At 68.3% G+C, this 23,535-nt stretch carries 21 protein-coding genes and 1 pseudogene; 16 read left to right on the top strand and 6 right to left on the bottom strand.

The window, feature by feature from the left end:
- The first annotated feature begins 85 nt into the window (after positions 1-85).
- A complete protein-coding gene (locus tag AB0F17_RS54150; RefSeq protein ID WP_358041182.1) occupies positions 86-691 on the top strand; it encodes a helix-turn-helix transcriptional regulator in 606 nt (201 codons plus the stop codon).
- A gap of 134 nt (positions 692-825) precedes the next feature.
- Here AB0F17_RS54150 and AB0F17_RS54155 read toward each other — a convergent pair whose 3' ends face one another.
- On the bottom strand, positions 826-1,542 hold the full coding sequence (locus AB0F17_RS54155; protein ID WP_358041286.1) for an NUDIX domain-containing protein: 717 nt from the start codon (positions 1,540-1,542) through the stop codon (positions 826-828).
- A gap of 30 nt (positions 1,543-1,572) precedes the next feature.
- Positions 1,573-3,297 (bottom strand): annotated as a pseudogene (gene dnaE / locus AB0F17_RS54160) (DNA polymerase III subunit alpha); the annotation flags it as partial.
- Positions 3,298-3,380: 83 nt separating this feature from the next.
- Here dnaE and AB0F17_RS54165 point away from each other — a divergent pair.
- On the top strand, positions 3,381-4,481 hold the full coding sequence (locus tag AB0F17_RS54165; protein ID WP_358041185.1) for a hypothetical protein: 1,101 nt from the start codon (positions 3,381-3,383) through the stop codon (positions 4,479-4,481).
- On the opposite strand, the gene AB0F17_RS54170 is transcribed toward AB0F17_RS54165, so the two are convergent.
- The 3 genes from AB0F17_RS54170 to AB0F17_RS54180 all read right to left on the bottom strand — a co-directional run bounded on the left by AB0F17_RS54170 (position 4,468) and on the right by AB0F17_RS54180 (position 8,931).
- Positions 4,468-5,643, bottom strand: coding sequence for a hypothetical protein (locus AB0F17_RS54170; RefSeq protein ID WP_358041188.1), 1,176 nt, complete (start codon positions 5,641-5,643; stop codon positions 4,468-4,470). The two genes, AB0F17_RS54165 and AB0F17_RS54170, sit on opposite strands and share 14 nt — an antisense overlap.
- Positions 5,644-6,052: 409 nt before the next feature.
- Positions 6,053-8,107, bottom strand: a complete 2,055-nt coding sequence (locus AB0F17_RS54175; protein ID WP_358041190.1) for a helix-turn-helix domain-containing protein — start codon at positions 8,105-8,107, stop codon at positions 6,053-6,055.
- A 548-nt stretch (positions 8,108-8,655) separates the two neighbouring features.
- On the bottom strand, positions 8,656-8,931 hold the full coding sequence (locus AB0F17_RS54180) for an Arc family DNA-binding protein (protein ID WP_358041193.1): 276 nt from the start codon (positions 8,929-8,931) through the stop codon (positions 8,656-8,658).
- Between the two features lie 375 nt (positions 8,932-9,306).
- Between AB0F17_RS54180 and AB0F17_RS54185 the strand changes: the two genes are divergently transcribed.
- Entirely contained in the window at positions 9,307-10,224 is a 918-nt protein-coding gene (locus tag AB0F17_RS54185) for an aminoglycoside phosphotransferase family protein (RefSeq protein ID WP_358041196.1), read from the top strand.
- A gap of 64 nt (positions 10,225-10,288) precedes the next feature.
- Here the strand turns inward: AB0F17_RS54185 and AB0F17_RS54190 are convergent, their stop codons facing one another.
- Positions 10,289-11,815 carry a hypothetical protein gene (locus tag AB0F17_RS54190; protein ID WP_358041199.1) on the bottom strand — a complete coding sequence of 509 codons (1,527 nt, stop codon included), beginning with the start codon at positions 11,813-11,815 and terminating at the stop codon, positions 10,289-10,291.
- Positions 11,816-11,904: 89 nt separating this feature from the next.
- On the opposite strand from AB0F17_RS54190, the gene AB0F17_RS54195 reads away from it, so the two are divergent.
- The 13 genes from AB0F17_RS54195 (at position 11,905) to AB0F17_RS54255 (ending at position 23,517) form a co-directional block, all read left to right on the top strand.
- Positions 11,905-12,285, top strand: coding sequence for a hypothetical protein (locus AB0F17_RS54195; protein ID WP_358041202.1), 381 nt, complete (start codon positions 11,905-11,907; stop codon positions 12,283-12,285).
- A gap of 127 nt (positions 12,286-12,412) precedes the next feature.
- A complete protein-coding gene (locus tag AB0F17_RS54200) occupies positions 12,413-12,811 on the top strand; it encodes a hypothetical protein (RefSeq protein ID WP_358041204.1) in 399 nt (132 codons plus the stop codon).
- Positions 12,808-13,719 carry an SAM-dependent methyltransferase gene (locus AB0F17_RS54205; RefSeq protein WP_358041207.1) on the top strand — a complete coding sequence of 304 codons (912 nt, stop codon included), beginning with the start codon at positions 12,808-12,810 and terminating at the stop codon, positions 13,717-13,719. Before AB0F17_RS54200 ends, AB0F17_RS54205 begins: the two co-directional genes overlap by 4 nt.
- A 472-nt stretch (positions 13,720-14,191) precedes the next feature.
- Positions 14,192-15,343, top strand: coding sequence for a methyltransferase (locus AB0F17_RS54210; RefSeq protein ID WP_358041209.1), 1,152 nt, complete (start codon positions 14,192-14,194; stop codon positions 15,341-15,343).
- A gap of 41 nt (positions 15,344-15,384) precedes the next feature.
- Positions 15,385-15,513 (top strand): hypothetical protein, encoded by a 129-nt coding sequence (locus tag AB0F17_RS54215; RefSeq protein WP_358041212.1) that lies wholly within the window; start codon positions 15,385-15,387, stop codon positions 15,511-15,513.
- Between the two features lie 31 nt (positions 15,514-15,544).
- Entirely contained in the window at positions 15,545-16,939 is a 1,395-nt protein-coding gene (locus AB0F17_RS54220; protein WP_358041215.1) for an ATP-binding protein, read from the top strand.
- The gene (locus tag AB0F17_RS54225) at positions 16,936-17,379 is read left to right on the top strand and encodes a roadblock/LC7 domain-containing protein (RefSeq protein ID WP_358041218.1); all 444 of its coding nucleotides are present in this window, start codon (positions 16,936-16,938) and stop codon (positions 17,377-17,379) included. The genes AB0F17_RS54220 and AB0F17_RS54225 overlap by 4 nt, the downstream gene beginning before the upstream one ends.
- Complete coding sequence (locus AB0F17_RS54230; RefSeq protein WP_358041220.1) at positions 17,376-17,735, top strand: DUF742 domain-containing protein; 360 nt, start codon at positions 17,376-17,378, stop codon at positions 17,733-17,735. The genes AB0F17_RS54225 and AB0F17_RS54230 overlap by 4 nt, the downstream gene beginning before the upstream one ends.
- A complete protein-coding gene (locus AB0F17_RS54235; protein ID WP_358041223.1) occupies positions 17,716-18,309 on the top strand; it encodes an ATP/GTP-binding protein in 594 nt (197 codons plus the stop codon). The genes AB0F17_RS54230 and AB0F17_RS54235 overlap by 20 nt, the downstream gene beginning before the upstream one ends.
- Positions 18,306-19,529, top strand: coding sequence for a cytochrome P450 (locus tag AB0F17_RS54240; protein WP_358041226.1), 1,224 nt, complete (start codon positions 18,306-18,308; stop codon positions 19,527-19,529). Before AB0F17_RS54235 ends, AB0F17_RS54240 begins: the two co-directional genes overlap by 4 nt.
- A gap of 80 nt (positions 19,530-19,609) precedes the next feature.
- Positions 19,610-20,743, top strand: a complete 1,134-nt coding sequence (locus AB0F17_RS54245) for a cytochrome P450 (RefSeq protein WP_358041229.1) — start codon at positions 19,610-19,612, stop codon at positions 20,741-20,743.
- Positions 20,744-21,502: 759 nt separating this feature from the next.
- Positions 21,503-22,210, top strand: a complete 708-nt coding sequence (locus AB0F17_RS54250; RefSeq protein WP_358041231.1) for a dTMP kinase — start codon at positions 21,503-21,505, stop codon at positions 22,208-22,210.
- Positions 22,207-23,517, top strand: coding sequence for a radical SAM protein (locus tag AB0F17_RS54255; RefSeq protein WP_358041233.1), 1,311 nt, complete (start codon positions 22,207-22,209; stop codon positions 23,515-23,517). The genes AB0F17_RS54250 and AB0F17_RS54255 overlap by 4 nt, the downstream gene beginning before the upstream one ends.
- The last annotated feature ends 18 nt before the right edge of the window (positions 23,518-23,535 follow it).

Here is a 23,535-nt window from a genome sequence, read left to right on the forward strand (position 1 = left end):
GAACCGTCCGTCCCCACGGTTTGTTCATGGGAACGTGGCACGCTGGTGTCCGACAAGACCCGCACCGTCATCTGCTGGAGGTTCCGTGTCGGAGGCTGACTACGGTTACGACTGCCTGCGCCTGCGCGCCGTTCGGGAGACGCAGGGGTTGACCGTGGCGGAGATCGCGGCCCCTGCCGGTCTGTCGGAGCGGGCGGTGAGCTTCTACCTGGCCGGCACCCGCCGCCCTCGCGCTCCGGTCCTGCCGCGGCTGGCTCGTGCGGTCGGCTTGCCCGAACCTCTCGACCTGTGTGACCTGCGCGACGGAGAGCGGATCGTGCATCTGCGCGTGCGAGTGGGCAAGAGCCGCGTCCAGATCGCCGCCGCCCTCGGGTGGCACCCCGACACCTATCGGGACTGGGAGCTTGCCGGACGGGCCGAGGACAAGATGAGCGGCGAGCAAGCCTGGGAGAGCGATCCGGACCAGCCGGACCGGGGTCGCTGGGCACCCGTGCCGTTCTTCGACCGGGACGTGCTCCAGCGCGGGGGCATGGTCGACGGCGACTGGCGGCCCCCGGTGTACGGGCCCTACCAGTACGGCAATCCCAACCACTTCGCGTCGTTCGAAGTTCCCGCCGAACGCCTCCGCCAAGCCCTCCAACGCACCCGCGAGGACCGAGAAGCGCAACTCGGTGAACTCCTACGTAGCTGACGCGCCTTACACCTTCCCGAGCCCCTGACCAGCGCGTTCGCTCATCTACTCCAGATAACGATCGCTCCCGAAGGAGGTGTACGCGACGCTCGGCCCGCCCGAGTGGCTGATACTCGATCCGCACGACCGCCCGCTCATATCCAGGTGTAGTTACTGTCCGTGACGGGGGGAAGCCAGGCGTTTCCGATGGGCGAGTGCGGAGTCGGGAGCGCGGTCAACGCGGGACCGATGAGGGGAAACAGAGGTAGCTCCTTGGCCTTGCGGTAGTCGGGCCATTCGATGACGCCCAGTTCCTGGCTGCCGTCCGGGAGATTGTCGTACTCGTTGGTGGCGAGCCGGCCCTTGACCTCGGTAGTGATGTGGCATCGGAAGATCATGTGGATCTTCCGTGGTGGCGGGGTGGGGCCGGGCCGAGTGACCATCTGATCTTGTATCCAGCACAGTTCGGGTGGGGTCGCGTCGTCGAGGTCGAGGCGGAGTTCCTCGTCGAGCTCCCGGCGTAGCGCGTCGAGTAGTGCCTCCGAATGCCGAACGTTTCCGCCCGGCAGCGTGTAATGGATGGAGCCGGTGCGGTCGCGGCGGATCAGCGCGACATCGTCGCCGCAGAACACCAGGGCGCCGGTCCGGATCTTCACGCGGGAGAAAGGTGTGGGGGTGGGGTCGGTCATACAGGCCAGTATTTCCCCGCGCGGGCGCGGACGTGCCGCACCGCTCAGAGGGAGATGGAGGGCCTTGATGTCTCCGGCGAACGATGATTCCGCGGCCACGAAGTAGTCCGGCAACGCCGCCACTACGATTTTGCCGCTGGCTCGTCGTAGGTGGATGTGGACCGGCACCTTCCCCGGGTGCATTTTGAGGATGTTGCGCAGTTCTTCTACCAAGCGGGCGGTTACGCGCTCCTCTCGCAGTGGGTGATCCGAGACGTACAGGCCGAGCATCTCTCGCTCAAAGTCGAGCTTGGTCTTCTTGTCCCACTCGCCTTCGGGGATGGTGACGGAGAACGTCGTGTCGTCGCCGTCGCCGGCAAGGGCGCCGAACAGCGAGTCCTGGCCGTGAGCCTCGTTCTTCTTGATGTCGGTGACGGACTCGACGGCCTGCTCGTGAATCATGAGCAGACCCCTGCGTGGGTGTTCGAGGGAGTCGTACGCTCCGGCCTTGATCAGCGATTCGATGACCCGCTTGTTGCAGACCGTCAACGGCACCTTGCCGAGGAAGTCATTGAAGTCCTTGTAGGTGCCCTTTTTCGCACGGTCCTTCACGATGCCCTCGACGATGTTCTCCCCGACGTTGCGCACCGCGCCCATCCCGAACCGGACCTGGGTGTCGCCGACCGCGACGAAGTCGAGCTGGGAGTCGTTGACGTCGGGCGGGAGTACCTTAATGCCCATCTTGCGACATTCGGCCAGATAGATGGCCGCCTTGTCTTTGTCATCCCCCACGGAGGTCAGCAGCGCGGCCATGTATTCGGCGGAGTAGTTGGCCTTGAGGTAGGCGGTCCAGTAGGCGACGAGGCCGTAGGCGGCAGTGTGGGACTTGTTGAACGCGTAGCCGGAGAAGGGCACCATGACATCCCACAGCGCCTTGATGGCCTCATCCGAGTAGCCGTTGGCCTGCATACCAGCTGAGAACTTGTCCCACTCGGCGTCCAGGACCTCTTTCTTCTTCTTGCCCATGGCCCGGCGGAGCATGTCGGCGCCACCGAGGGTGTAGGCGGCCAGTTCCCGGGCGACGGCCATGATCTGCTCTTGGTAGACGAGCAGGTGGAAGGTTGTGCCCAGGATCGGCTCCAAAGCCTTTTCCAACTCCGGGTGGATGGGGTCGATGTCCTGGCGGCCGTTCTTGCGGTGCGCGTAGTTGGTGTGCGCGTTGGCTGCCATCGGACCCGGCCGGTAGAGGGCGAGCACGGCGGCGATGTCCTCGAATCGGGTCGGCTCCATCAGTTTGAGAAGCGACCGCATGGGGCCGCCGTCGAGCTGGAACACGCCCAGAGTGTCGCCGCGGGCCAGCAGCTTGTACGTGGTCTCGTCGTCGAGGGGCAGGGTCAGGGTGTCGAGTTTGACGCCCCGGTTCTGTTCGATGATCTTGATGGCGTGGTCGATGATGCCCAGGTTCCGCAGCCCCAGGAAGTCCATCTTGACCAGGCCCATGTTCTCGCAGGACGGGTAGTCGAACCCGGTGATCACCACGCCGTCCTTGGCCCGCTTGTGCATGGGGATCAGGTCCGGCCGCGGAGTCGAGGACAGGATGACCGCGGCGGCGTGCACGCCGGTGCCGCGGATCAGGCCCTCGACTCCGCAGCCGGCGTCGATGACCTTGCGTACGTCCAGGTCGTTCTCGTACAGGGCGCGGAGCTCGGCGCCCTCGTTGTAGCGGGGGTGATCCTCGTTGAAGATGTCGGCGAGCGGGACGCCCTTGCCCATGACGTCCGGCGGCATCGCCTTGGTGATCTTGTCACCCATAGCGAACGGGTAGCCGAGAATCCGGCTCGCGTCCTTGACTGCGGCCTTGGCCTTGATCGTGCCGAACGTGTTGACCTGCGCGGTGTACTCGCTGCCGTACTTCTCGGTGACATAAGCCACCATGCGGTCGCGCTGGCGGTCGTCGAAAGCTGGCGGCCGACGACGGTCAGCCCTGCTCGGAAGGGAGCCCTTCCATCCCCCACTACTCCCGCTGGGAGAACGGCCACGGCATGCCCGGCAGGTTCTACCGCCGGTATCTGGCGCTGTGGTTCCGTTGCCCCCTGGACAGACTGGGGCTGGCGGATGAGGACCCGATCGTTACTCTGATGGGACAGGCACCGGATCCCGACCTGGAGGACGATGTGGACCGTCGCCAGTTTTTCTCTCTCGCTGCCGCCGCGCCCATGGTCTGGAGCCTGGACAGCACCCGCTCACGCACGGAGGCCGGGCTGCGCCGTGTCTTGCCCGCGGGAGACCTCGACCACTGGGCCGACGTGACAGCCGGACATGTCGCTTCCTACGACACCATGCCGCCCCAGACCCTGCTGCAGGCCCTTCGACCCGATCTGGACGAGATCGCGGACTTCGCCGACCGATACCCCCACCAGCGTGAGCTCCACCTGATTGCCTCGCGCCTGTGCGGGCTCGTCGGCGCCGCCAGCACCGACCTGGAGCAGGATCGAGCCGCCCGCGACTGGCTGCACACCGCCAAGCGGTACGCCGATCTGTCCGGCGACACCACTCAACGCTATTGGATCGCCATGGCTCAGGCGATGAGCGCCTTCTACGGCCCCACACCGCAGATGGTCATCACTATCGCCGACCGTGCCCGCGCGACGCTGGGCGACGCCCCGAGCGCGCCAGCCGCTCAACTGGCTGGGCTGGCCTCGCGTGCCCACGCCCGCCTTGGCCGGCGCGAGAAAGCGGCCCGCGAACTCGACACCGCGCACGCCACGTTCGACCGGCTCACCATAGAGCAGCGGGACGAGCCGTTCTTCGGCTTCCCCATGGCGGAAATGGCCATGTACAGCTCGCAGGTCCTCAGCTTGACCGGACAGCAGGGCGCGTGGGATGCGCAAGACAAAGCGCTGGCTGCCTACCCACATGACGACCCCATGGACCGGCCGCTCATCCTGCTGGACCGGGGCCGCTACCTGATCCGCAAGGGTGAAGCTGGGCAGGCCGCAGCCGTAGCCAGCGCCGCTATCACTGCGGTTCCCGCGCAACTGAGGGTGCCGCTCCTGATGACGCAAGCTCGCCAACTGGGCGATGCCATCGCCCAGGTCGCCCCGAAGGCCGCCGCCGATCTGCGCGAAACTATCCTGATCTGAAGGGCAGGGCTCTCTCGTCCTGGCATGCCACAAGGGCCCGCTCTATGCGGAGCTTCGCGGCCGGGCTCGCCGCTATCAGTAGGGCTCGCGCGTGGGCGGCATGCCCGGAGGCGTCGGCTCGCCTGGCGAGGGCGTCCTGCCGGTTGGAGCTACGGTGCTGCTGTTCGGCGCGGTCGCGGGCGGCCGCCAGGGCGCGTGCCTGCGACGGCCAGGGCGTGACCGGCTGACCGTCCGCGCCGAGCCAGTGGGCCAGCCGGGACCGCAGCCACGCCGGCAGCCAGCGCGGCCGGTCCGTGTGCGGGTGCTGCGTCCCGTCGACGCGGTGGTTGATGGCGTGCCGGATGTCACTGGTGGTGGCGCCGGAGGTGAACGCGGCCCGCAGGAGGCTGCGCAGGTGCCGGGCCGTCAGCTGGGCCAGCAGCGGATCGTCGGCGCGCAGGCGCTCACACGCGGAGAGCATGTCGGCCTTGGTGCGCGGCGTGACGGCGGCCGGCCACAGCTGCGCCGGTGACGGGGCCGCGGGTCGTTCGCGCGCGCCCGCGCTACGGGAGGTCTCATCTCCTACATCAGCAGGTGGGGGTGAGGGGGTCCGAGTTTGATCCACAGGTAGCGTTTCGACAGGCCACGGCACCTCCTCCAGTGCGTCGCCGACGTCGGCGGGGATGAGCGCGGGGGAGTGGTCGAGTTCGTCGGCCAGATCCTGCAGGAGGGCCTCGGGCACGGTGAGGACGTACTGGGCGGCGAGGTTGCCGAGGCCGTCGTCGTCGAGTCCCTGCCGGGTGCCGCGGCGGTAACGGGGCGTCGACCCGGCGACGGCCCGTACGAGCAGACCGCGGGTGAGCAGCCAGGCGATGCGGTCGGCCAGGACGGTCCGGGACACGCGAGCATCCGCGGCCATGATCGCCCACGTAGCGCCCTTTGCCGGCGCGGTCAGCATGGTCCGCGCCGTGCGGGTGGCCAGCTGCCACACGACGGCGTCGGTGCCTCGACGCCAGTCGGCGCGGCGGCCGCCGGCGTCCGGGTGCGCGGCGACGATGCGCAGCCACTGGGCGCGCGACGCTGCGCGGGTTATCCCGTCCGGGATGACCACGTCGCCCGCCGCGGCGGGCATGCTGGCGCCGCGGGCGCGGCCTGCGGCGATTGGGGAGATGGGTTCGGGCATGGGTAGCCGACCCAGGGACTCGTGCATTATCCTGGCTCTCGATCTTCGATCGGGCACGGCAGAGCCCCCCAGCGGGGGACACCACCGGGCCGGGTTGAGTGGGAAGGTCTCCGCGCTGGGTTCTCAGGCCACGTTGCGCGGGGGCCTTCTGCGTTTGTGGCCGCCGCTCGCGCGGCGGCGGCCGTCTCTCACGTCGCCGTCTAGGCGCCTCCTCTTCTTGTGCCACCACGCCAAAGCAGGCCAGATGACACAAATAGGCCATTGGTAACTGTGCTGCACTGAACCTTACGAGATGTGGGGAGAACGATCAACGCTCGTTCCCTCCGCCCCGCCGCCGGGCAGCCGCGACGGCACGCCCGTAGGCAGATCGGCCGACCGGCGCGCCTCTCACACCGGTCCCCAGCTCGCGTCACCCGGCCAACGCCAGGAACAACTCCAGCTGCTCCGGCGCCTCCCGGTCCCGCCGGCCGGGAATCGTCTCCGGCCACGCCCGGCCATCCCTCAGCGGCCGCGGCACCACCCGCTCCGGGTCCTCAGCCGCCCCCACGTCGTCGAACGCCCCCTCCTGGCCGTGATCGTCCGGCGCCGACGGCCACGGAGCGTCCTGCCCGTACGTCGCGTCGACGGGCCGTTCACTGCGGGAAGCGGGCTGCTCCCATGAGTCGACCAGTTCGTGCCAGATGCGGCGGTGCTCGCGGTACTGGGCCCGCCGCTCGGCTAGTTCGTCGTCCGCGCCGAGCTCGGCCGCCACCTCGCTCAAGGGGCGGCCGCCGCGTAGCCAGCCGCCGCGCTCGCGCACGGCCAGCCCGTACCCAGCCAGAAGTCGCAGCGCCTCGACGGTCGCTGACCGCGACAGCAGCGCGGCCCGGGCCACCTCGCTCGAGCCCGTCTCCCACGACGACAGCGCCTCGAACACCAGCCCCGCCACGGCGCCAAGCTCGTGAAAGGCGGGGTGGAGGATGTCGATGTGGCCGCCCCGCCATCGGATCCATCTGGCTTGCGCCCGGTACACGGCCGGCACGACGAGCCGGTAGCGGTCAGCCTCCTTACCTCGGCCCGCCTCTTCCAGCACGACCAGCGGATCGTCCTCCTCGCGCAGGAACCGCAGGTGCCGGGAGATCGTCGTGTAGTCCGGGCCCACCAGCTCCGACAGCGACCGCACGCCGAACGCCGGCGTCGTCGAGCCGCTCATCCGCGCCGCCACGGCCATCCCTCGCAACAGCATGCGGATCGTGGGCGCGGCCCGGCCCCACCGGGCGACACGCTCGGGGTCGCGTTCGGCCACCCACACACAGGTGCGCCAGCGCAGGATCTCCTGCCAGCAGTTCAGCACCCGCTCGTCGGCCTCTTCAGGGGCGGGCGTCCGCAGCCCCCACATGTTCAGGTTGTGCTGGCCAGCGACGGTGATGAACGAATCTACTTTGTACAGGAGCCCGCCCCGGTCGCCCTCCCCTGAACCTCCGACCTTCTCCGGCACCGACCCGGTGGCCCCGGTGGGGGGAGCGGGGGTTGTGGAAGGGTTACTCGGGCTTGTGTTGCAGCTGCGGGCATGGCGGTGCATGGCCGTGTCGACGACGGCTTTCCACCAGTCCCAGCGCAGCCGGCGCGACCGGTTCGATGCCCGCCGCGACTCCAGCAGCCGCTCCAACCCGGCCCAGTCGCCGGCGCGCATGCGGGCGACGACGTCGCCGTGGCGTAGGCCAGCGGCGGCCATCGAGTTCAGCAGGCCAAGCCGTGGCTCGGACGCCGATCGGGCGCCGCGGCGCTCCCAGTCGCCGTGGCGAGCCAGCGTCTCCATGCCCGGGGGGAGAGGTCGGGGGCCGCCCTTGCGAGGCAGCCAAGGGTGTCCGTTCTCGTCGAGCGGCACATCAACGACCTGGTCGCATGCCGGGCAGGTGCGACCGGCGCCGCCCGGGCCGCTGTCGGCGGCCGCGGCCTCGTCACCAGCGGAGGCGCTCTTGCCGGCGGGGGAGTTGTCGACCGCGGCGAGCTCCGCGGTGAGTTCCTGATGCAGCCGCAGCCACACGCTGGGCCCGCAGGGGCGCCGCAGGACCTGCTCGGCCTCCTCCACCGGGACGGTCAGTAGCACGTAGCCGGTGATCTCGCTGGCGACCGTCTTATGCATGGCGCCCGGCGGTCGAATCTGTCCCGATGAGCACATCGGCCTGACGTCCAGCGTGGTGAAGCGAATCGCGAGCGCCCGCGTCAGCCGGGTCAGCTCCCGCCGCGGCAGCAGCCGCTGCCAGCGCACCCACACGTGGCGGCCGCCGCTGGGGGAGCGGACGGTGACGGCTCGGCCGCCGCACCGCTCGACGAGCTCGGCCAGGGCGGCGGCTTCCCACGCCACCAGCGCGACCGCGTCCTCATGGCGAAGGCCTTGGGCGAGGGCGGCGTCGACGTCGAAGTCGGCCGCGAGCACGCGGCCCTCGCCCTCGTCGGTGAACAGCGCCACCGTGGACGGCATAGACGGAAGCTTCGGCCGATGCACGGCCAGGGGACGCGAATGCTTACCGTCAGGAAAGGATTTTCCTCCGTCCGGTGACAGCCGGATCCGCAGCCGCTGAGCGACCAACGGCACGATCCGCGCGTACGTTTCGGCCGCGATCGCGCGGTCCGTCGCACCTCCGAACAGGGGAAAAGCCCCACTCCGAGGCGTACGGGCCGCCTGGCCGGGTATGAAGTTGTCCGAGCTGGCAGTGCCGGAATCGCCCGAATGCGACACGCCGATTGCGGGCATGACTGGCACAGCCAGGGGGCCATCGTCTATCGTGGCTCCTAGCTTCTGGACACCGGCACGACGAAGGCGCCAAGGTCACAGGATCTGTGGAACGAGCAAAGCGCTCGTGAAACGGACTTCTGGACCGGCAACGCTCAAGCCGGGCCGGAGTGCCATTCGGGTCCTCGCGCAGCAACCGCCAAGTAGTCGCGCGAGGGCCCGCATCATTTTGCGGGCGGTTTTCCGCCGCTGCCCTTACATGAGGGCTCTCCTCTCGATCTCCGCCAACAGATGGCTCACGCTGCGACCGCGTCCTCGGCCAGGTTCTGCTGCGGGTTATCGTCGTCGATCAGCGCAAGAGCCTCCTGCGCTGATGCAGGGGCGCGGGCCGCCAGCTTGTAGCCCTCGTACCGAGCGGCCATCCGCACCAGGTACTCGTTGAACGACATACCCTGCTCGTCCGCGCGCTCCTTCATGAGATCGCGCAGGTCGTCCGGCAACCGCAGGGGAAACGACTTCTTCCCCAGCGGCACCCCCAACTTGGGGTCGGGTCCACGTCTGCTTCCGCTCATGGTTCGCAGTTATATCGAATCCCTGAATCACTAATCCAGCGTTACGGCGGCGCGTCGCGGAACATTTTCGAAGCGTTACTTAATGCACCCCCGCCGCATCCGTTTCTACCAGCTGGTTCCCTACCCGCCGCCCGGAGAAAAGGCCAGGTCAGGCCAACAGCGGTGTACGAAGTACTTAACAACGGCGCCCTTGTCCCGATGGAGGCGGCGCGGCGCGAGGGCCGGTGCAGCATCTGGCGGCCACCAGCGTGAGACCGACCGCTGGCAGGCGTACGCCGCCGGCACGGCTCTGTGGCCGGGCCGCCCTACGGCCGGCGGCGGGCCCGCTCGTATCCTGGACGCGATGACCACCTCCAGCATCTCTCGGCCCAGGCCATGACCGCCGACAGCCAAGCCGCGTCGTTCACCGAGGCCGCCGCCTTCCGCGCTCTCCAGCTCGCGTGCGAGGCAACGGGGCTGAACTGGTCGGGCGCCACCCTGCTCGGCCCCGTCGGCGACAACGGCGTCTTCAGGCTTCCCAGCGAACGCGTTGTCGCCCGGATCGCGTGGGGCATGCTGGCGCTGGCCTCGGTCGAAAGGGAGCTTCGCGTGGCCGCGTGGCTCGCCGAGCAGGATCTGCCAGCCGTGCGGCCGTCCTCCGTGGTGGCGGACCAGCCGGTGCTGTCGGACGGCCGGGTGGTCACGTTCTGGGAGGAGATCCCCGCCCCGCAGCAGGGGCAGCCGGCCGAAATGGGCGCGCTGCTGCGGCGCCTGCATGCGCTTCCCGCCCCACCCAAGGGGCTGCTGCCCCCGTTCGACCCGTTCTACCGCCAGGACTCCCACATCCGTGACGCCACCGGCCTCCACGAGCAGGACAGGCGCTTCCTCATGACCGTCCTGGAGGAGCTGCAGGCCGCCTACGCCGCCCTGCCGTTCGCCCATGCGCCGCGCGCCATCCACGGTGACCCGCATCGGAAGAACCTCGTCCGCGGCGCCGACGGCCGCACCGTCATGCTCGACCTGGAGCGGTTCGCCGTCGGGCCGATCGAGTGGGACTTGGTCGTGCCAGCGGTCTACCACCTGGTCGGATGGTACAGCGACGCCGAATACGCCGCCTTCGTCGAGACGTACGGCTGGGACATCACGCAGTGGGAAGGATTCTCCACGCTGGCCAGCGTGCGCCAGTTGCGGATGACGACGTGGCTGGCGGGCCGAACCGGGCGGGAACCGCGGCTGATCCCCGAGGCACTCAACCGTATCGCGACGCTACGCGACCCGGCCGCTCCCCGCCGTCCGTGGACGCCAGGAACGTGACCGGCCCTCAGGCGGCCCGGGGCGGCGACGTCGGCAGCACACCGCGAGCCCGCCTTTCTGAGCGCTACGCGAGAGCGAGGGCGTCGTGCCACTGCTCGCGAAAGTCAGCGACGATCGGCAGGCGCGCGTACGGGGCCAACTGGCCGTTAAACCGATCGATGTAGGTCTGGACCCGCAGCGACTTCAGCTCGCCGGCCATGGCGAGCGCCTCAGTGGCCGTCGCGCATGCTTGCTCCACGTCTTGCCTACTAGGTTTGGGCGAGGTGACATGAACACCAGCTTGGATCAGCCGGCAGAACGTCCGCGACCGGCGATAGGTGGCGCTCGACTCGCTGAGCGCGAGGCCAGTGTGAACAAGGGCTTCGCGCGTATCCCCCAGGGCAGCGAAACAATGGCCGAGCTCGTCATGAAATTCCGCCACATCGAAGTAGCCGATCCAGTCGGGATCTTCTCCTTCTCGCCGCCGGGAGAACGCCCGCTCGGCTTCCTTCAACGCGGCGTAGCAGTTGCGCTGGTCACCGAGGCTGGCCAGCGCGCGGGCCTCCATCGCGCAGTACATCGCATGCACGGTCGGCGTCGCCCAGCCGGCGGCGCCGTACTTGGCGGCCCGGGCCAAATCGACCGCCTCCTCATACTCGCCGACGAAGTTGGCCTGGTGGGACGCCAGGGCGAGCACCTTGCCGCCCAGCGGCCGGTCGTCGGCCGCATGGGCGAGATTGAGCGCCTGCAAGTAATAGCGCCTGGCTGTCCCGTGCATGGCCAGGTCGTACGCCATCGCGCCCACCTTGTACGTCAACTGGGCGGCCACGGCGAACAGGTCCTGGCCGACGCGGTCGGTGTACGCGCCATGCAGCAGGGATGCGACCTCGCCCTGCAGAAACAGCACCGCCGCTTTGCGGGCGTGCCCGCCCCCATAGCGGTGGTCAAGAGTTTCGAACCGGCGCAGGGTGGCGCGTACTGCCTCCACATCGCCGGCGGTGACATGACGGGTGCTATTTGTCTGCCCGGCCGGGCCGGGCGGCAGAGCGACGAGCCACCTGCCCATCGGTGTCAGGAGCATCGACGCCGGCACCTCATCGAACTGCAACCAGTCCGCTTGGTCGAGGTCACCCACCCACAGCGTCTGGGCGGAGGCCAGCATGTCGGCTCGGGATGGGATGAAGTCCAGCCCTGCGCTGATGCCGGCAGAGACGCCACCTGGTGAAGCAGCGCGCCCGAGGCCTCGCCCCGGCACCACCCGGCTGATCCTCGTGTGCTCCGGGCTGCCCACGGAAGACAACGACGCTGACCGGCCTATGGCGGCAAGAAGCGATTCCAGCCGACGGTGCGCGTCTGCGTCGGCGCGACGCAGTGCCACGTCAAGCAGCGCCTGTGTGTCGGCCGTCGGGCGCGTGAGCGCCCCAAGTTTTTCCCAATAGGAAACCGTACGCGCAGCTACGCCGACAAAGTCGGCGAAGGCGCGCACGCCCAACCGCAACGCCTTGCGCAGCGCGATGGCCTCTGCGCCCGTCCATTCCACGACCGTCGCCACATCCATATGGAAGCACGCCCAGACGCCGAACTGCAGAAACTTGCGACGGAATTGCAGCACCGCTCCTCTCCCCAGGCCGGAGCAAGGCTCGCATGATCAATGCACGCACCCCTCACCAGGCAAACGCCGACGACACCTCGGGACGCCCCATGACTCATGTCGAACAGCGCACCCCGCACGGTGTCGTATGCGGTTACCTCCGGCTCATCGGAGTGCCGCCCAGGAAGGCGACAGGTCTTCGCGCGGCTCTGGACGACTACTGCCTCCGGCACAACCTGTTTCTGGCAGCGGTATGCACCGAACGCGGCCGGCCCACGTGCGGCCAGCCGCCGATCGCGTTCGCCGCGCTGCTCGACATCATCGCCATCCCCGAGGTCGTGGGCGTCGTGATGCCATCGCCTGCGCATCTCGGACCGGCGAACCTCGCTGCCGGACGTGAACAGCAGATCCGCGACGCAGGCCGCCGTCTGTTCTTCGTCCGCGGCCGACTGCGCAACCAGGCCCCAGCCATGTGGCGCCCTGGAAAGTGAACGAGCTGCGTCACACCACCGCAGCGGCGTGGCCCAGCCCATCGGATATCGGAGATCCGACATGATGAACAGTAGAACAGCGCCAGCTTCCGCGGCGGCGTCATACGCGTCCCCTCTCGCAGGCACCGTGACCGCCGCGCTCAGCATGGCGACAGCTGGCGACCCGGCTCCCGGCTATGGCGGATTCCGCCACGCCGGCCGGACCCGGACGCCGGGCGAGTCGTCCATCGCCCTCCTTTACTGGTCGCTCGATCAGGGGCAGACGTGGTCATGCGGCGGCGAGCTGCGTGTCCCGACCGGGCATCCTGAGGCGGCCGCGTTCGGACTTCTTCTGGCGCTCAAGGCACTGCCGCTCCAACCACCGGGCCTGCAGTGGCGCGTGGACACGTGGCACCTGCCCCCGGACGCGGCCGTGCCCGCAGGCCCGCCCACGGCGAGCCTGCGCAGCGACGACCTCGCCGACCAGTTGACCACCGGCCACTTATGCCCGCTGTGCCGCTCCACACCCGACCCGGGACAGCGATGAACTCCGACCTGCCCGGCAGCACGGCGCAGCCCGTCCAGGCGACCCCGCCTCCCGACGAGTCGGCGGAGCGGGCCGGAGCACCTGCGGGCATCGACCCGAACACCCCCAATGTCGCCCGCATGTATGACTACTTCCTCGGCGGCAAAGACAACTTCGACGCCGATCGGCAACTGGCCGAGGAGCTCAAGAAGGAGCTGCCGGAGGTGCCGGAGGCCGTCCGCGTCAACCGGAAGTTTCTGGGCCGAGCTGTACAGGCGCTGGCTGAGGAGGGCATCAGCCAGTTCATCGACTTCGGTTCCGGCTTGCCCACAACAAACAACGTGCACGAGATCGCGCAGGCGATCCGCAAGGATGCGTGCACCGTCTACGTGGACTGGGACAAGCAGGTCGCGGTGCACGGTCGTGCGCTGCTTGCCACCGACGACCGAAGCGTCATGATCCACGAGGATGTGCGCAACCTAGCGTCGATCCTAGCCATGCCCGAGGTCATCGGGCTGATCGACTTCGACCAGCCCGTCGCTGTGCTGGCCGTCGCCTTGCTGCATTTCCTGTCCGACGATCAGGAGGTAGCCGCCATCCTCGACGTCCTCCGCCGAGAGCTTCCGGAGGGAAGCCGTGTGGTGCTGTCTCACGCCAGCCCGCGAGATGTGCCGGAGGCCAAGGCCAAAGCGGGGATGAAGCTCTACGAGCGCGCGAACGCGTCGATGACGCTCCGCGACGACGACCGCATCCAGTCGCTCTTGCCGGGCTGGACATGGGCGGACCCTCCTGGGCGAATCGTTCCCGTCGCGGAGTGGCGTGCTTCCGACGCGGAGGCGAAGCTGGACATGACTCGGGGCAAGTTCGTCGGCGGTATCGCTATCCCGCCCCCGCGCGAGCCCACCCAGACCGTTACGGCATCCGCGTGACCAAGACCTCATGTGGCACATGCGCTCCAGCCGCAGCACACCGTGCCACGCCCCCAAGGGAGCCCGACCCCCCACCACCCCCGGGCTCCGCTGGCCGCGGGGCAGGCAGACCGCACACCTTTCGCCTGCCTCGCGGCCCACTTCGTCATCTGACCTCGTGCCGCACGACATCGCCATGCCCGGACGTGCCCGGCCTGGTGCGTCACCCCCGTCCGGGCGAGCAGGAGATGCGGGAACGCGGCCGAGGCGGCGCGACGAGGCCCGCCGCACAACCGCGGCGAACGCTTCGACACCCCAGACAGCACTTGCAACCTTCCAGAACGGTCGGCCGAGGAGTTGTCCGAGGCGCCATGACGGCTTCCTGCCCCACGGCGCTCCCTTACGGCCTGCTGAGTGGCATCACCGCCACGCCCGCCGCCTCGACACCCCCGCCACCGCCATCCACCACCCGACCCCACCAGGGACTCCCCTCATGACAGCCACCGACCAGCCCACCGACCAGATCACCGACCAGATCACCAACGAGCCGAAACCCTCCAACGACGCGGAGCTGCCGCAGCGGGTCCGCTCCAAGACCGCCCCCGCCCACCAGCTCGACGGCCTCGACGTCTCCCCGTTCGAGCTAATCCAATTCATGATCGACTCCGTGTCGGACTTCGCCTCCCTGCATGCCGCAGTCGACCTGAACATCTTCGAGCTCCTCTCTCACGAGGAGCTGACCAGCTACGAGTTGGCGCTCGCCTGCGACGCCGACCCCGGCTCGACTCACCGGCTGATGCGCTGGTTGCACAGCCGCGACTTCGTCGACACCTACGGCCAGCGCTACCAACTCACCGAACTCGGCGAGGCCCTCACCGCGGCCGCCGAACGGTCCCAGCGGCACACCGTTCTGGTCAGCGGATCGTCGTACTGGTGGGACGCGGTCCGCGGCCTGGCCGACACCATCCGCGCCGGCCAGCCCGCGTCGCCCAGCGGTCTGTCCCCCTACGACTACCTCGCGCGAAATCCCGACCTCGGCAGGGAATTCGACCTGAGCGCGGACGCCCACAGCGCTGCGGTCGGCCAAGACCTGGCGGCGATCAGCGACTTCGCCGCCGTGCGAACCATCGCCGACCTGGGCGGCGGTCTCGGCGGCGTGCTAGGCAATATCTTGACGGAGCACCCTCACCTGGGGGGAATCCTCGCCGACCGCGAGGACGTCCTCGACCGCGCCCGGGACCGTCTGGCCAACGAAGGGCTAGCCGACCGGATCCGGCTCGCCCCAGGGGACTTCTTCGACCGCATCCCCGAAGGAGCGCAGATCTACCTGCTGTCGTCGGTCCTGCGCACCTACAGCGACGCCCAATGCGTCGAGCTTCTGTCCGCAGTTCGCGAGGCCATGGCATCCGCCGACGAGGACGGCGCCGAGGTGTGGATCGTCGAAGGCATGCTGCCGCGGCTGCCCGGGGCTCGCAGCCGCTGGTTCAGCACTGACATGCGCATGCGGGCGCTGTTCTACGGCGACGGAGTCCGCGTCCCCGAAGACTTCCACCGGCTGACGCGCCAGGCCGGCTTCCGCGTCCACAAGAGCAATCGGCTGCCGTGCGGGCAGACCCTGATGATCGCCCGAGCGGACAGCTTGTAGGTATCCGCGGCGACCCCGGCCCGCAGGTTCGCCGCCCATCCATGCTCGCTTGCGACGCCCTGCGCTTCGACGAGCTGTCGCTCGATGTGTCCAATGACGCCGAACGCGCCTCACCAGCCCAGATCGCCGGCGAAGCGCTGGCCAAAGGCGCTGAATACTCCGCCGTATGACGACCGCCTCCTCCTCTGATCAAGGACAGTCATGACCCCCCCAGAGCTTGTGACATGGGCGCTGCTGGGCGGCGTGTTCTTAGTTGCCGCCGCCCTCGCCACCGTCGTCGTCGCGCTGATCGTTCAGATGCGCGCGAGACCCGCCGCAGTTCACAGCGCCACGGCCACCGCCGAGCAGGCCAAACTCGCAGCCGAGCAGCAAGCACGAGCAGCACAGGGCCAGGCGAAGGTGAGCTGGCAGTGGTATGAGGCCGCCGTGGCAGAGGCGGGCAATCTCGTCGACCGATTGCGCGCGTTAACCGACATCGAGGCCAAGGGGCACACTGACGTGGCCGTGCCCGGCCTGCTCCATCGGGAATTTGCCACCCTGCCGCTTCAGAAACACCTCCAAGCCGCTGAACAGCAGCTTCGTGAGGCTGTGCGGACAACCCGGACGCGCATCGGCGCCTCGGCCCGCGCCGGCGTGCGGGGGACCTCCGATGAGGTTCAGATGTTCCTGACCCGGCTCCAGATGAAGATCGACGAAGCTCTGGACGACTTTCCGGCCCATTCCGCCTTCCATCAGAGCTTGATCGGGATCGACCACGAAGCCACCCGTGCTCTGCACAGCGTGCAACGCCTTCGCATCCTGGCCGGCTCGTGGCCGGGCATCCAGCGGGCCGACTCCACCTTTCGGGAGATCGTGGAGAGCGCCCGCGGTCGTATCGGCCCCTACGATCGCGTCCGCTACACCTACCTGCCTCAGGCGGGGGAGGCGTGGGTTGAGGGTCGGGTCGTCGAGCCCATCGTCGTCGTGCTGGCCGAGCTGCTGGCCAACGCCACGAGCTACTCCAGCGACCCTGTCGACGTCCACGTGAACGAAGTCCGGGCTGGCTACCGCATCGTGGTAGAAGACTCGGGCTATGGCATGAACGCCTTCCAACTGGAGGAGGCGGAACGGCTGCTGTCACACCGCACCGAGTTGGACGCGGCCAGCCTGGAGGACGAACGCAAGCTGGGATTCCCCGTCATTGGGCGCCTGGCATGCGACTACGACATCCGCGTCGACGTCAGCGCCCCCTCCACAAGCGGAGGAGTCAAGGCCGTCTGCCTCATCCCGCACAGCCTCATCACCGCCGCCCCATCCACGCACGAACCTGCCGAACACGCCGCGCTCGAACGCAACGACGAGCCAGTCCATGACCAGGAGTTGGCCGTCGTCGCCCCGCCCTCAACCAACGGGCGCGCCACCACACCCCTGGGACTGCCCAAACGCCAGCGCCGCCCTGACGCCGCCCCGCCCATGCCGGGGCCCGCGACCCAGGAAGCCGTCACCGACACCCTCACCCCCGAGGCGGCAAGCGACGGCATGGCGCGGATGCGGGACGCGTTCCGCAGGGGGTACGACACCATCGACAACGACACCCAAGGACACTCCCAGCCATGAGCGCGCAGCAGCCGACAGCCGACACCACCGACATGACCTGGCTTCTCAACAAGCTCGTGCACGAGCAGCCAGGCGTCGTCCACGCGCTGCTGTTCACCACGGACGGGCTGGTGCTGGCGCACTCTGGCGCGCTGACCCGGGACAACGCCGACCGCGCCGCAGCGGCCCTGTCCGGCATCAAGTCGCTGCACAGCGAACTAGCCGCCTTCTGCGGCATCCCGATGAACCACGGAACTCCCGCCCCCCTGCGCTATGTCATCAGCGACATGAAGGACGTCACCATGCTGCTGTTCGCCGCCGGCCCTCGCACCGGCATCGGCGTGGCCGTCCGCGGCGAATCCATGAGCCACCAGGTCAGCGCCGCCATCACAGCAACACTCAAGACGATCACCGGACTGCGCCCCGTGCTGGACGCCCGCGAGCGAAACGACCCGACATGACCGGCCCGCGGCACCGGCGCGCCGGCATGGTGCGCTCCCACACCGCCACCGACGGCAACGCCACACCAGCACCCGGTCGTCTCGATGACGCCACCCTGCTCCTGGCCGACCCCAACCGCCCGCGCACTGGCCTGGCCGCCCAGGCCCGCCGGGTGATGGACCTGTGCCAGCCCGGCGTGCTGTCGGTGTCCGAGGTCGCCTACCACCTCCGACTACCGGGCGCCGTCGTCAAAGTCATCGTCTCCAGGTTGGTCAACAGCGGACACCTCGCCGCCCGCGCCCCGTTCGTCCCCGCCGCTGGACAGTACAGCGAGGACCTCCTCCAAGAGGTGTTGCATGCCCTCCAAAAACTCTGACCGCTACGTGCCGGCCACAGCCCAGCCGGTCAAGATCCTCGTACTCGGCCCATTCGCCGTGGGCAAAACCACCTTCGTCAACACGGTCTCGGAAATCCAGCCGATGCGCACCGAGGAGAAGATGACACACGCCGGGCAACTCGTGGACAACCTCGACGACCTGCGCGGCAAAACCACCACGACCGTCGCCATGGACTTCGGCCGCCTCACCCTCAGCCAGAACATCGTCCTCTACCTGTTCGGCGCCCCTGGCCAGCAGCGTTTCCGCGGCATGGCCCGCTCCCTCATGGAAGGCGCCCTGGGCGGGCTCGTCCTTGTAGACACCCGCCGCATCGACGAAAGCTTCGACGCCATCGACCAGCTGGAAGACGCCGCACTGCCATACACCGTCGCCGTCAACACCTTCGACGGAGCCCCCCGCTACCGCGAAACCGACCTGCGCGACAGCCTGAGCATGCCCGCGCACCGGCCGCTGGTCAGCCTCGACGCCCGCCAGCTCGGCTCGGCCAAACAGGGACTGATCTCCCTGGTCAGCCACATCCTCGACCGTTCCTGCCTGGAGCACGCCCGATGACACACCCTGTCCCTGTCGCGCGGCTGTTCGGCGCCGCCTTCGCCGCCCGGCCCGAAGACGCCTACGACGCGCTGCGCGCCGCCGGTCCCGTGGCCTGGGCAGAGATCGCCGACGGCGTCCACGCTCTGGTCGTCACCAGCCGCCGCGCCGCCATCACCCTGCTCAACGACACCGCCACCTACAGCAAGGACAGCCGCCTATGGACGGCCCTGGAGCAGGGGCACGTTCCAGCCGACAGCCCAGTTCTCGCCCTGATGGCCTTTCGGCCCAGCCTGCTGTACGCCGACGGCGACCACCACGCCCGGCTACGACACGCCATGAACGACTGCCTGGCCCGGATCAACCTGCACGAGCTGCAGGAAATCACCCAATCCCACGCCCGGCAGCTCATTGCCGACTTCGCCCACCACGGTCACGCTGAGCTGATGAGCCAGTACGCCGACACGCTGCCGCTGCTCGTCTTCACCGACCTTCTCGGCTGCCCCCCGCAGCTGGTCGGCCGCATGGTCACGGCCTGCCAAGGCATGATCAACGCCGGGCCGGCGGCAGCGCAGTCAGCAGCCGATCTCGCCCATTGCCTGGCCGAGATCATCGGTATGAAAAGCCGTCAGCCCGGCCACGACTGCACCTCCTGGATGCTGACGCACCCTGCCCAGCTCACCCACGAGGAAATCCTGCACCAACTCGTCGTCCTCGTCGGCGCCGGAACCATCCCCACCGCAGCCTGGATCGCCTCCGGCCTTCGCCTGCTGCTGTCCGACGGCGACTACGCCGGCAACCTCACCGGCGGCGCCGTCACCGTACGCCGCGCGATGGAACAGGTGCTGTGGGTGCGCTCACCCATGGCCAACTTCTCCGTCCACTACGCACGCCACGACACCAAATTGCACGACGTCCCCATCCCCGCCGGAGCACCGATCCTCATCAGCCATGCCGCCACCGGAACCGACCCGAGCATGCCCCACCTCGGCTACGACAACCGCTCCCATCTGGCCTGGTCGGCTGGCCCGCACCGGTGCCCGGCTGACAGCCAAGCCGCCGTGATCGCCCAGACCGCCATCGAAACGCTCCTCGACCAACTGTGGAACCTCGACCTGACCGACAGCCACGCCCCCAACCGGCACGGACCCTTTCACCAATGCCCCTCCGAACTGGGTATCCACTTCCGTCCCCACCCGGCCAACGCCTTCGCCACCGCGTCCACAGGGAGGCATTCGTGAAACCCACACCCACCATCCTCGACAGCACCGGCACCAACCTCTACGCGCAGGTCGACCATCTACGCGACGGCGGGCCCGCCGTGCCCGTCCATCTGCCCGCCGGCCTCACCGCTTGGTCGGTCAGCCGCGGCGACGTGGTCAAGAAGCTGCTGACGCACACCGACGTCTCCAAAGACGCCCGCACATCCTGGCCGGCCTATCGCCCCTACGCCATCGCCTGGCTGACCGCCTGGGTCGATGTCATCAGCATGTTCACCACCGACGGCGCCGACCACAATCGCCTTAGGAACCTGGTCAGCAAGGCATTCAGCGCCCGCCGGATCGACGCGATGCGCCCCGCCGTCGAAACGATCGTTACCAGCCTGCTCGACGACCTGGCCACCGAGCCGCCCGGCCAGCCGGTGGACCTCCGTGCCCGCTTCGCCTACCCGATCCCCACCGGCGTGATCTGCGACCTGTTCGGCGTCCCGGAAACGCAACGCCCCCACATGCTGAGCATCATCGACTCCGTCCTGGACACCAGCCTCACCGCAGAACAGGCCACCGACGTCCAGCGCGACATGTTCGCCGCGATGCACACCCTCCTCGACGCCAAACGCGCCGCGCCCGGCGACGACATGACCAGCCTGCTGCTGACCACCCAGCAATCCGACGGCGACAAGCTCAGCGTCGACGAACTCATCAGCACCCTGATCCTCATGATCGGAGCAGGCAGCGAAACCGCAGTCTCCCTCATCGACCATGCGATCGTCGCCTTACTGACGCACCCCGACCAGCTCGAGACCGTCAAGGCAGCCCCCGAACGCTGGAACGACGTCATCGAAGAGAGCCTGCGCCAGCACCCACCGATCATGCACCTGCCGCTACGCTACGCCACCGCCGACATCGACCTGGGCGAGGGCGTCATCATCGGCAAGGGCGAACTCATCCTGATCGCCTTCGGCGCGCACGGCCGCGACCCGCAGGTCAACCCTGAACCCGACAGCTTCGACATCGACCGGCGCGAGCGTCAGCACCTGGCCTTCGGCCACGGCCCCCACTACTGCCTCGGAGCGCCCCTGGCCCGGCTCGAAGCCGGCATCGCGTTACCCGCCCTCTTTGGGCGATTCCCCCACCTGCGCCTGGCCCACGAGCCACACTCGCTAAAGCCGCAACCATCCTTCATCGGTAACGACTATCGCGCACTGCCCATCATCTTGAGGCCAGCCCCCTGAGTCGTGGTCCCCACCCCGCCGTGGTTGTGAACCCACCGCTCCAGCCGCGACAGCCGCCCTGGCATAAGCCCGAGCCTGGGCGCCGCGGCCGTGGGATGCCAACGCTGAGCGCTATCCCGCAGCCGTCAGGTTCCGCCCCACGAATGCCAACACCCGGTGAAGAACACGCCCATGGATCCCCCTCTCACTCCTGACGGCGGCTATTACGGCTGGCTGCCTAGCATGGAGAGTGCCGAGTTACGCGATCACTGGAAGTGGTTGGCGCGGCGCCTGCACAGGACAGCGCCCGCAGCGCATCCCACCCCAGGCGCTCGACCAGGGCAACGAATACCGTAGGGCGGCGTGGTCCTTGCGCGGCCGAGATCTGGGCGGCGGTGTGGCGGGAAGCAGCCCCGGCGCGTCACCCCATGGAAAGAAGCCGACGTCATCGAGGTCGGCGGTCTCCAGGCGTATCTGGTTGGGGTGGATCAGCGTGCCACCATCGATTCTGTGCGAGATCGGCGCCAGATGACCTCCTTGAGGTGGCCGAGGCTGCTCTGCTCGACGGCATCGGGACCATCTCTCGGTCAGGAGTGCGTGCAGCATGATTGATCCGCCTACACACCGATCCCACCCCGACGCACAGCCGGCTTTCCAGACGCCCCAGCGACCCAGCGGTGAAGTCGGCGAGGTTACTCGCACCTGCCGCGTACTAGTCGGCGCCTGGCCCGTAAATGATCCTGACAAGAGGTTGTGGTGCCGGCTGCCGGAAGGTCCGCTATGACAGACCTGCGCACGAGTTCAGCCCCCGACCGGTTACCGCTGTACCGCCCGGAGCGGCTGCCGGGGTTCTTGGTGAGTTTGGACGGGCCGAGCGGCGTCGGCAAAACCACCTGTAGCCATCTCCTCAGCGCTCAACTGAGCGAGCGCGGCGTGGAAGCGGTACGCACCACGCAGCCTTCATCCTCACCCATCGGCGCCTTAGCCCGTTCAGGCACGCAGGACTTCCACGGCCTGGCGCTGACGTGCCTGGTCGCCGCCGACCGTTACCACCACATCGCCACGGTGATCGAGCCGCACCTGCGGGCCGGGCGGGTGGTGGTCTGTGATCGCTACATCCCCTCCGCACTGGTACTGGATCGCCTCGATGGCGCCAGCGCACAGTTCATCACCGCCCTGTACGCGCCTGCGCGACGCGCCGACTTGGCCATCTTCCTGCTCGGCGATCCCGGGCGGTGCCTGCGGCGGGCCCGCGCGCGAGGACAGTACAGCCGCTTCCACCACGAGGACCTGGCCTCGGCCGAACGTGAGCACACTCTGTTCGTCCAGAGCGCGAAGCACACCTGCTGCGCAGGCACGCCGACGATGATGCACGACATAGGTGACCAGGACGCCGCCACAGTCGTCGACACGCTGGTCGCCCACGTCATCGCGGGGATCGCCGCCCGCCCTCGCCCGCCCCTTCCCCCGCCAGAGGTGACAGCGTGAAGGTCGCACTGCTCTACCCCGAGGTCTACGACATGGCGCGATTTCGGCAGGAACGCAAGGAGTTCCCGCCCTTCGGCGTGCTGTACCTGGCCGCCGTGGCCGAACAGGCCGGTCACCGCATCGAGATCCGCACGGTGGCACCCGATCACACCTCGTTGGACCTGACCGGCTTCGACGCGATCGGATTCAGTCTGGCCTCCTCCGCCACCTACGGCCTGATGATGCGAGCCCGCCACGACTCTCGTATCGACCCCGGAACACTGATCATGGCCGGGGGAGTGCACGCCAACTTCTACCCCGCCGAGTCGTTACGCGATCTGGCCGCCCACGTCGTGTCCGACGGCGAGTCCGAAGACACCTTCCTGCAGTTGCTCGACCACGCGGGCGACAGAGACTTCGGCACCGTGCCGGGCGTGCTGTTCGAGCACGACGGTCGGATCAGGCGTACCGCGGCTCAGCCGCTGATGAGAAATATCGACGATCTGCCGCTGCCTGCCCGCCACCTGCTGCCACGCCAGGACATCGTCTTGTCCGACCGGCTGGCCGGCACCGACACCCAGATGGCGCACGTCATGTTTAGCCGTGGTTGCCCATTCCCCTGCTCCTTTTGCGCGGTGGGACAGCGCCGCATGCAATACCGCGGCGGGAACAGCGCTCGTGCAGAGCTGCGACACCTCATCGACGCCTACGGCATCGAAGGGTTCGCCATCGTCGACGACAACTTCATCGTCAACAAGGCCAAGGTCGGCGACATCTGTGAGCACATCGCCGACCTCGGCCTACGCTGGTCCGCCCTGTCGCGGGTCGACACCGTCGATCAGCCGCTGCTGGAAGCGATGGCGGCCGCCGGATGCATCGAGGTCAAGTACGGTGTGGAGTCCGGCAGCGAGCGCCTGCTCAAGGCGATGCGCAAGAACACCACCCAGGCCAAGATCCGCGCTGCGATCGAGATGAGTGCCAAGAGCGGCATCTCCGCCAAGGCGTTCATCATCCACGGCTTCCCCGGCGAGAACCGGGAAAGCACTCGAGAGACCATCGCCCTGCTACGCGAACTCCAGCCGATGCTCGGGCGCGTCTCGCTCTTTCGTTTCGTCCCTCTTCCTGGCACCGAGGTCTACCGCGACGCCCTGCTGCACGGTATCCGCGGCACCCATCTGCAACCCGGCTGGGACGGCGACTGGAGCGCCTTCCACATCCACCACAATCAGCGACATTGGTGGGGCGACGAGAAAGACTGGGCGGAAACCGAAGCCTCCTATGCCGAACTCCTGGCCTTCGTCGAGCAGACCTGGGGGCCACAGGAATGACTCCACGCATCACCGCCC

The sequence above is a fragment of the Nonomuraea sp. NPDC026600 genome (genome assembly GCF_040638335.1).
Lineage (GTDB): Bacteria > Actinomycetota > Actinomycetes > Streptosporangiales > Streptosporangiaceae > Nonomuraea.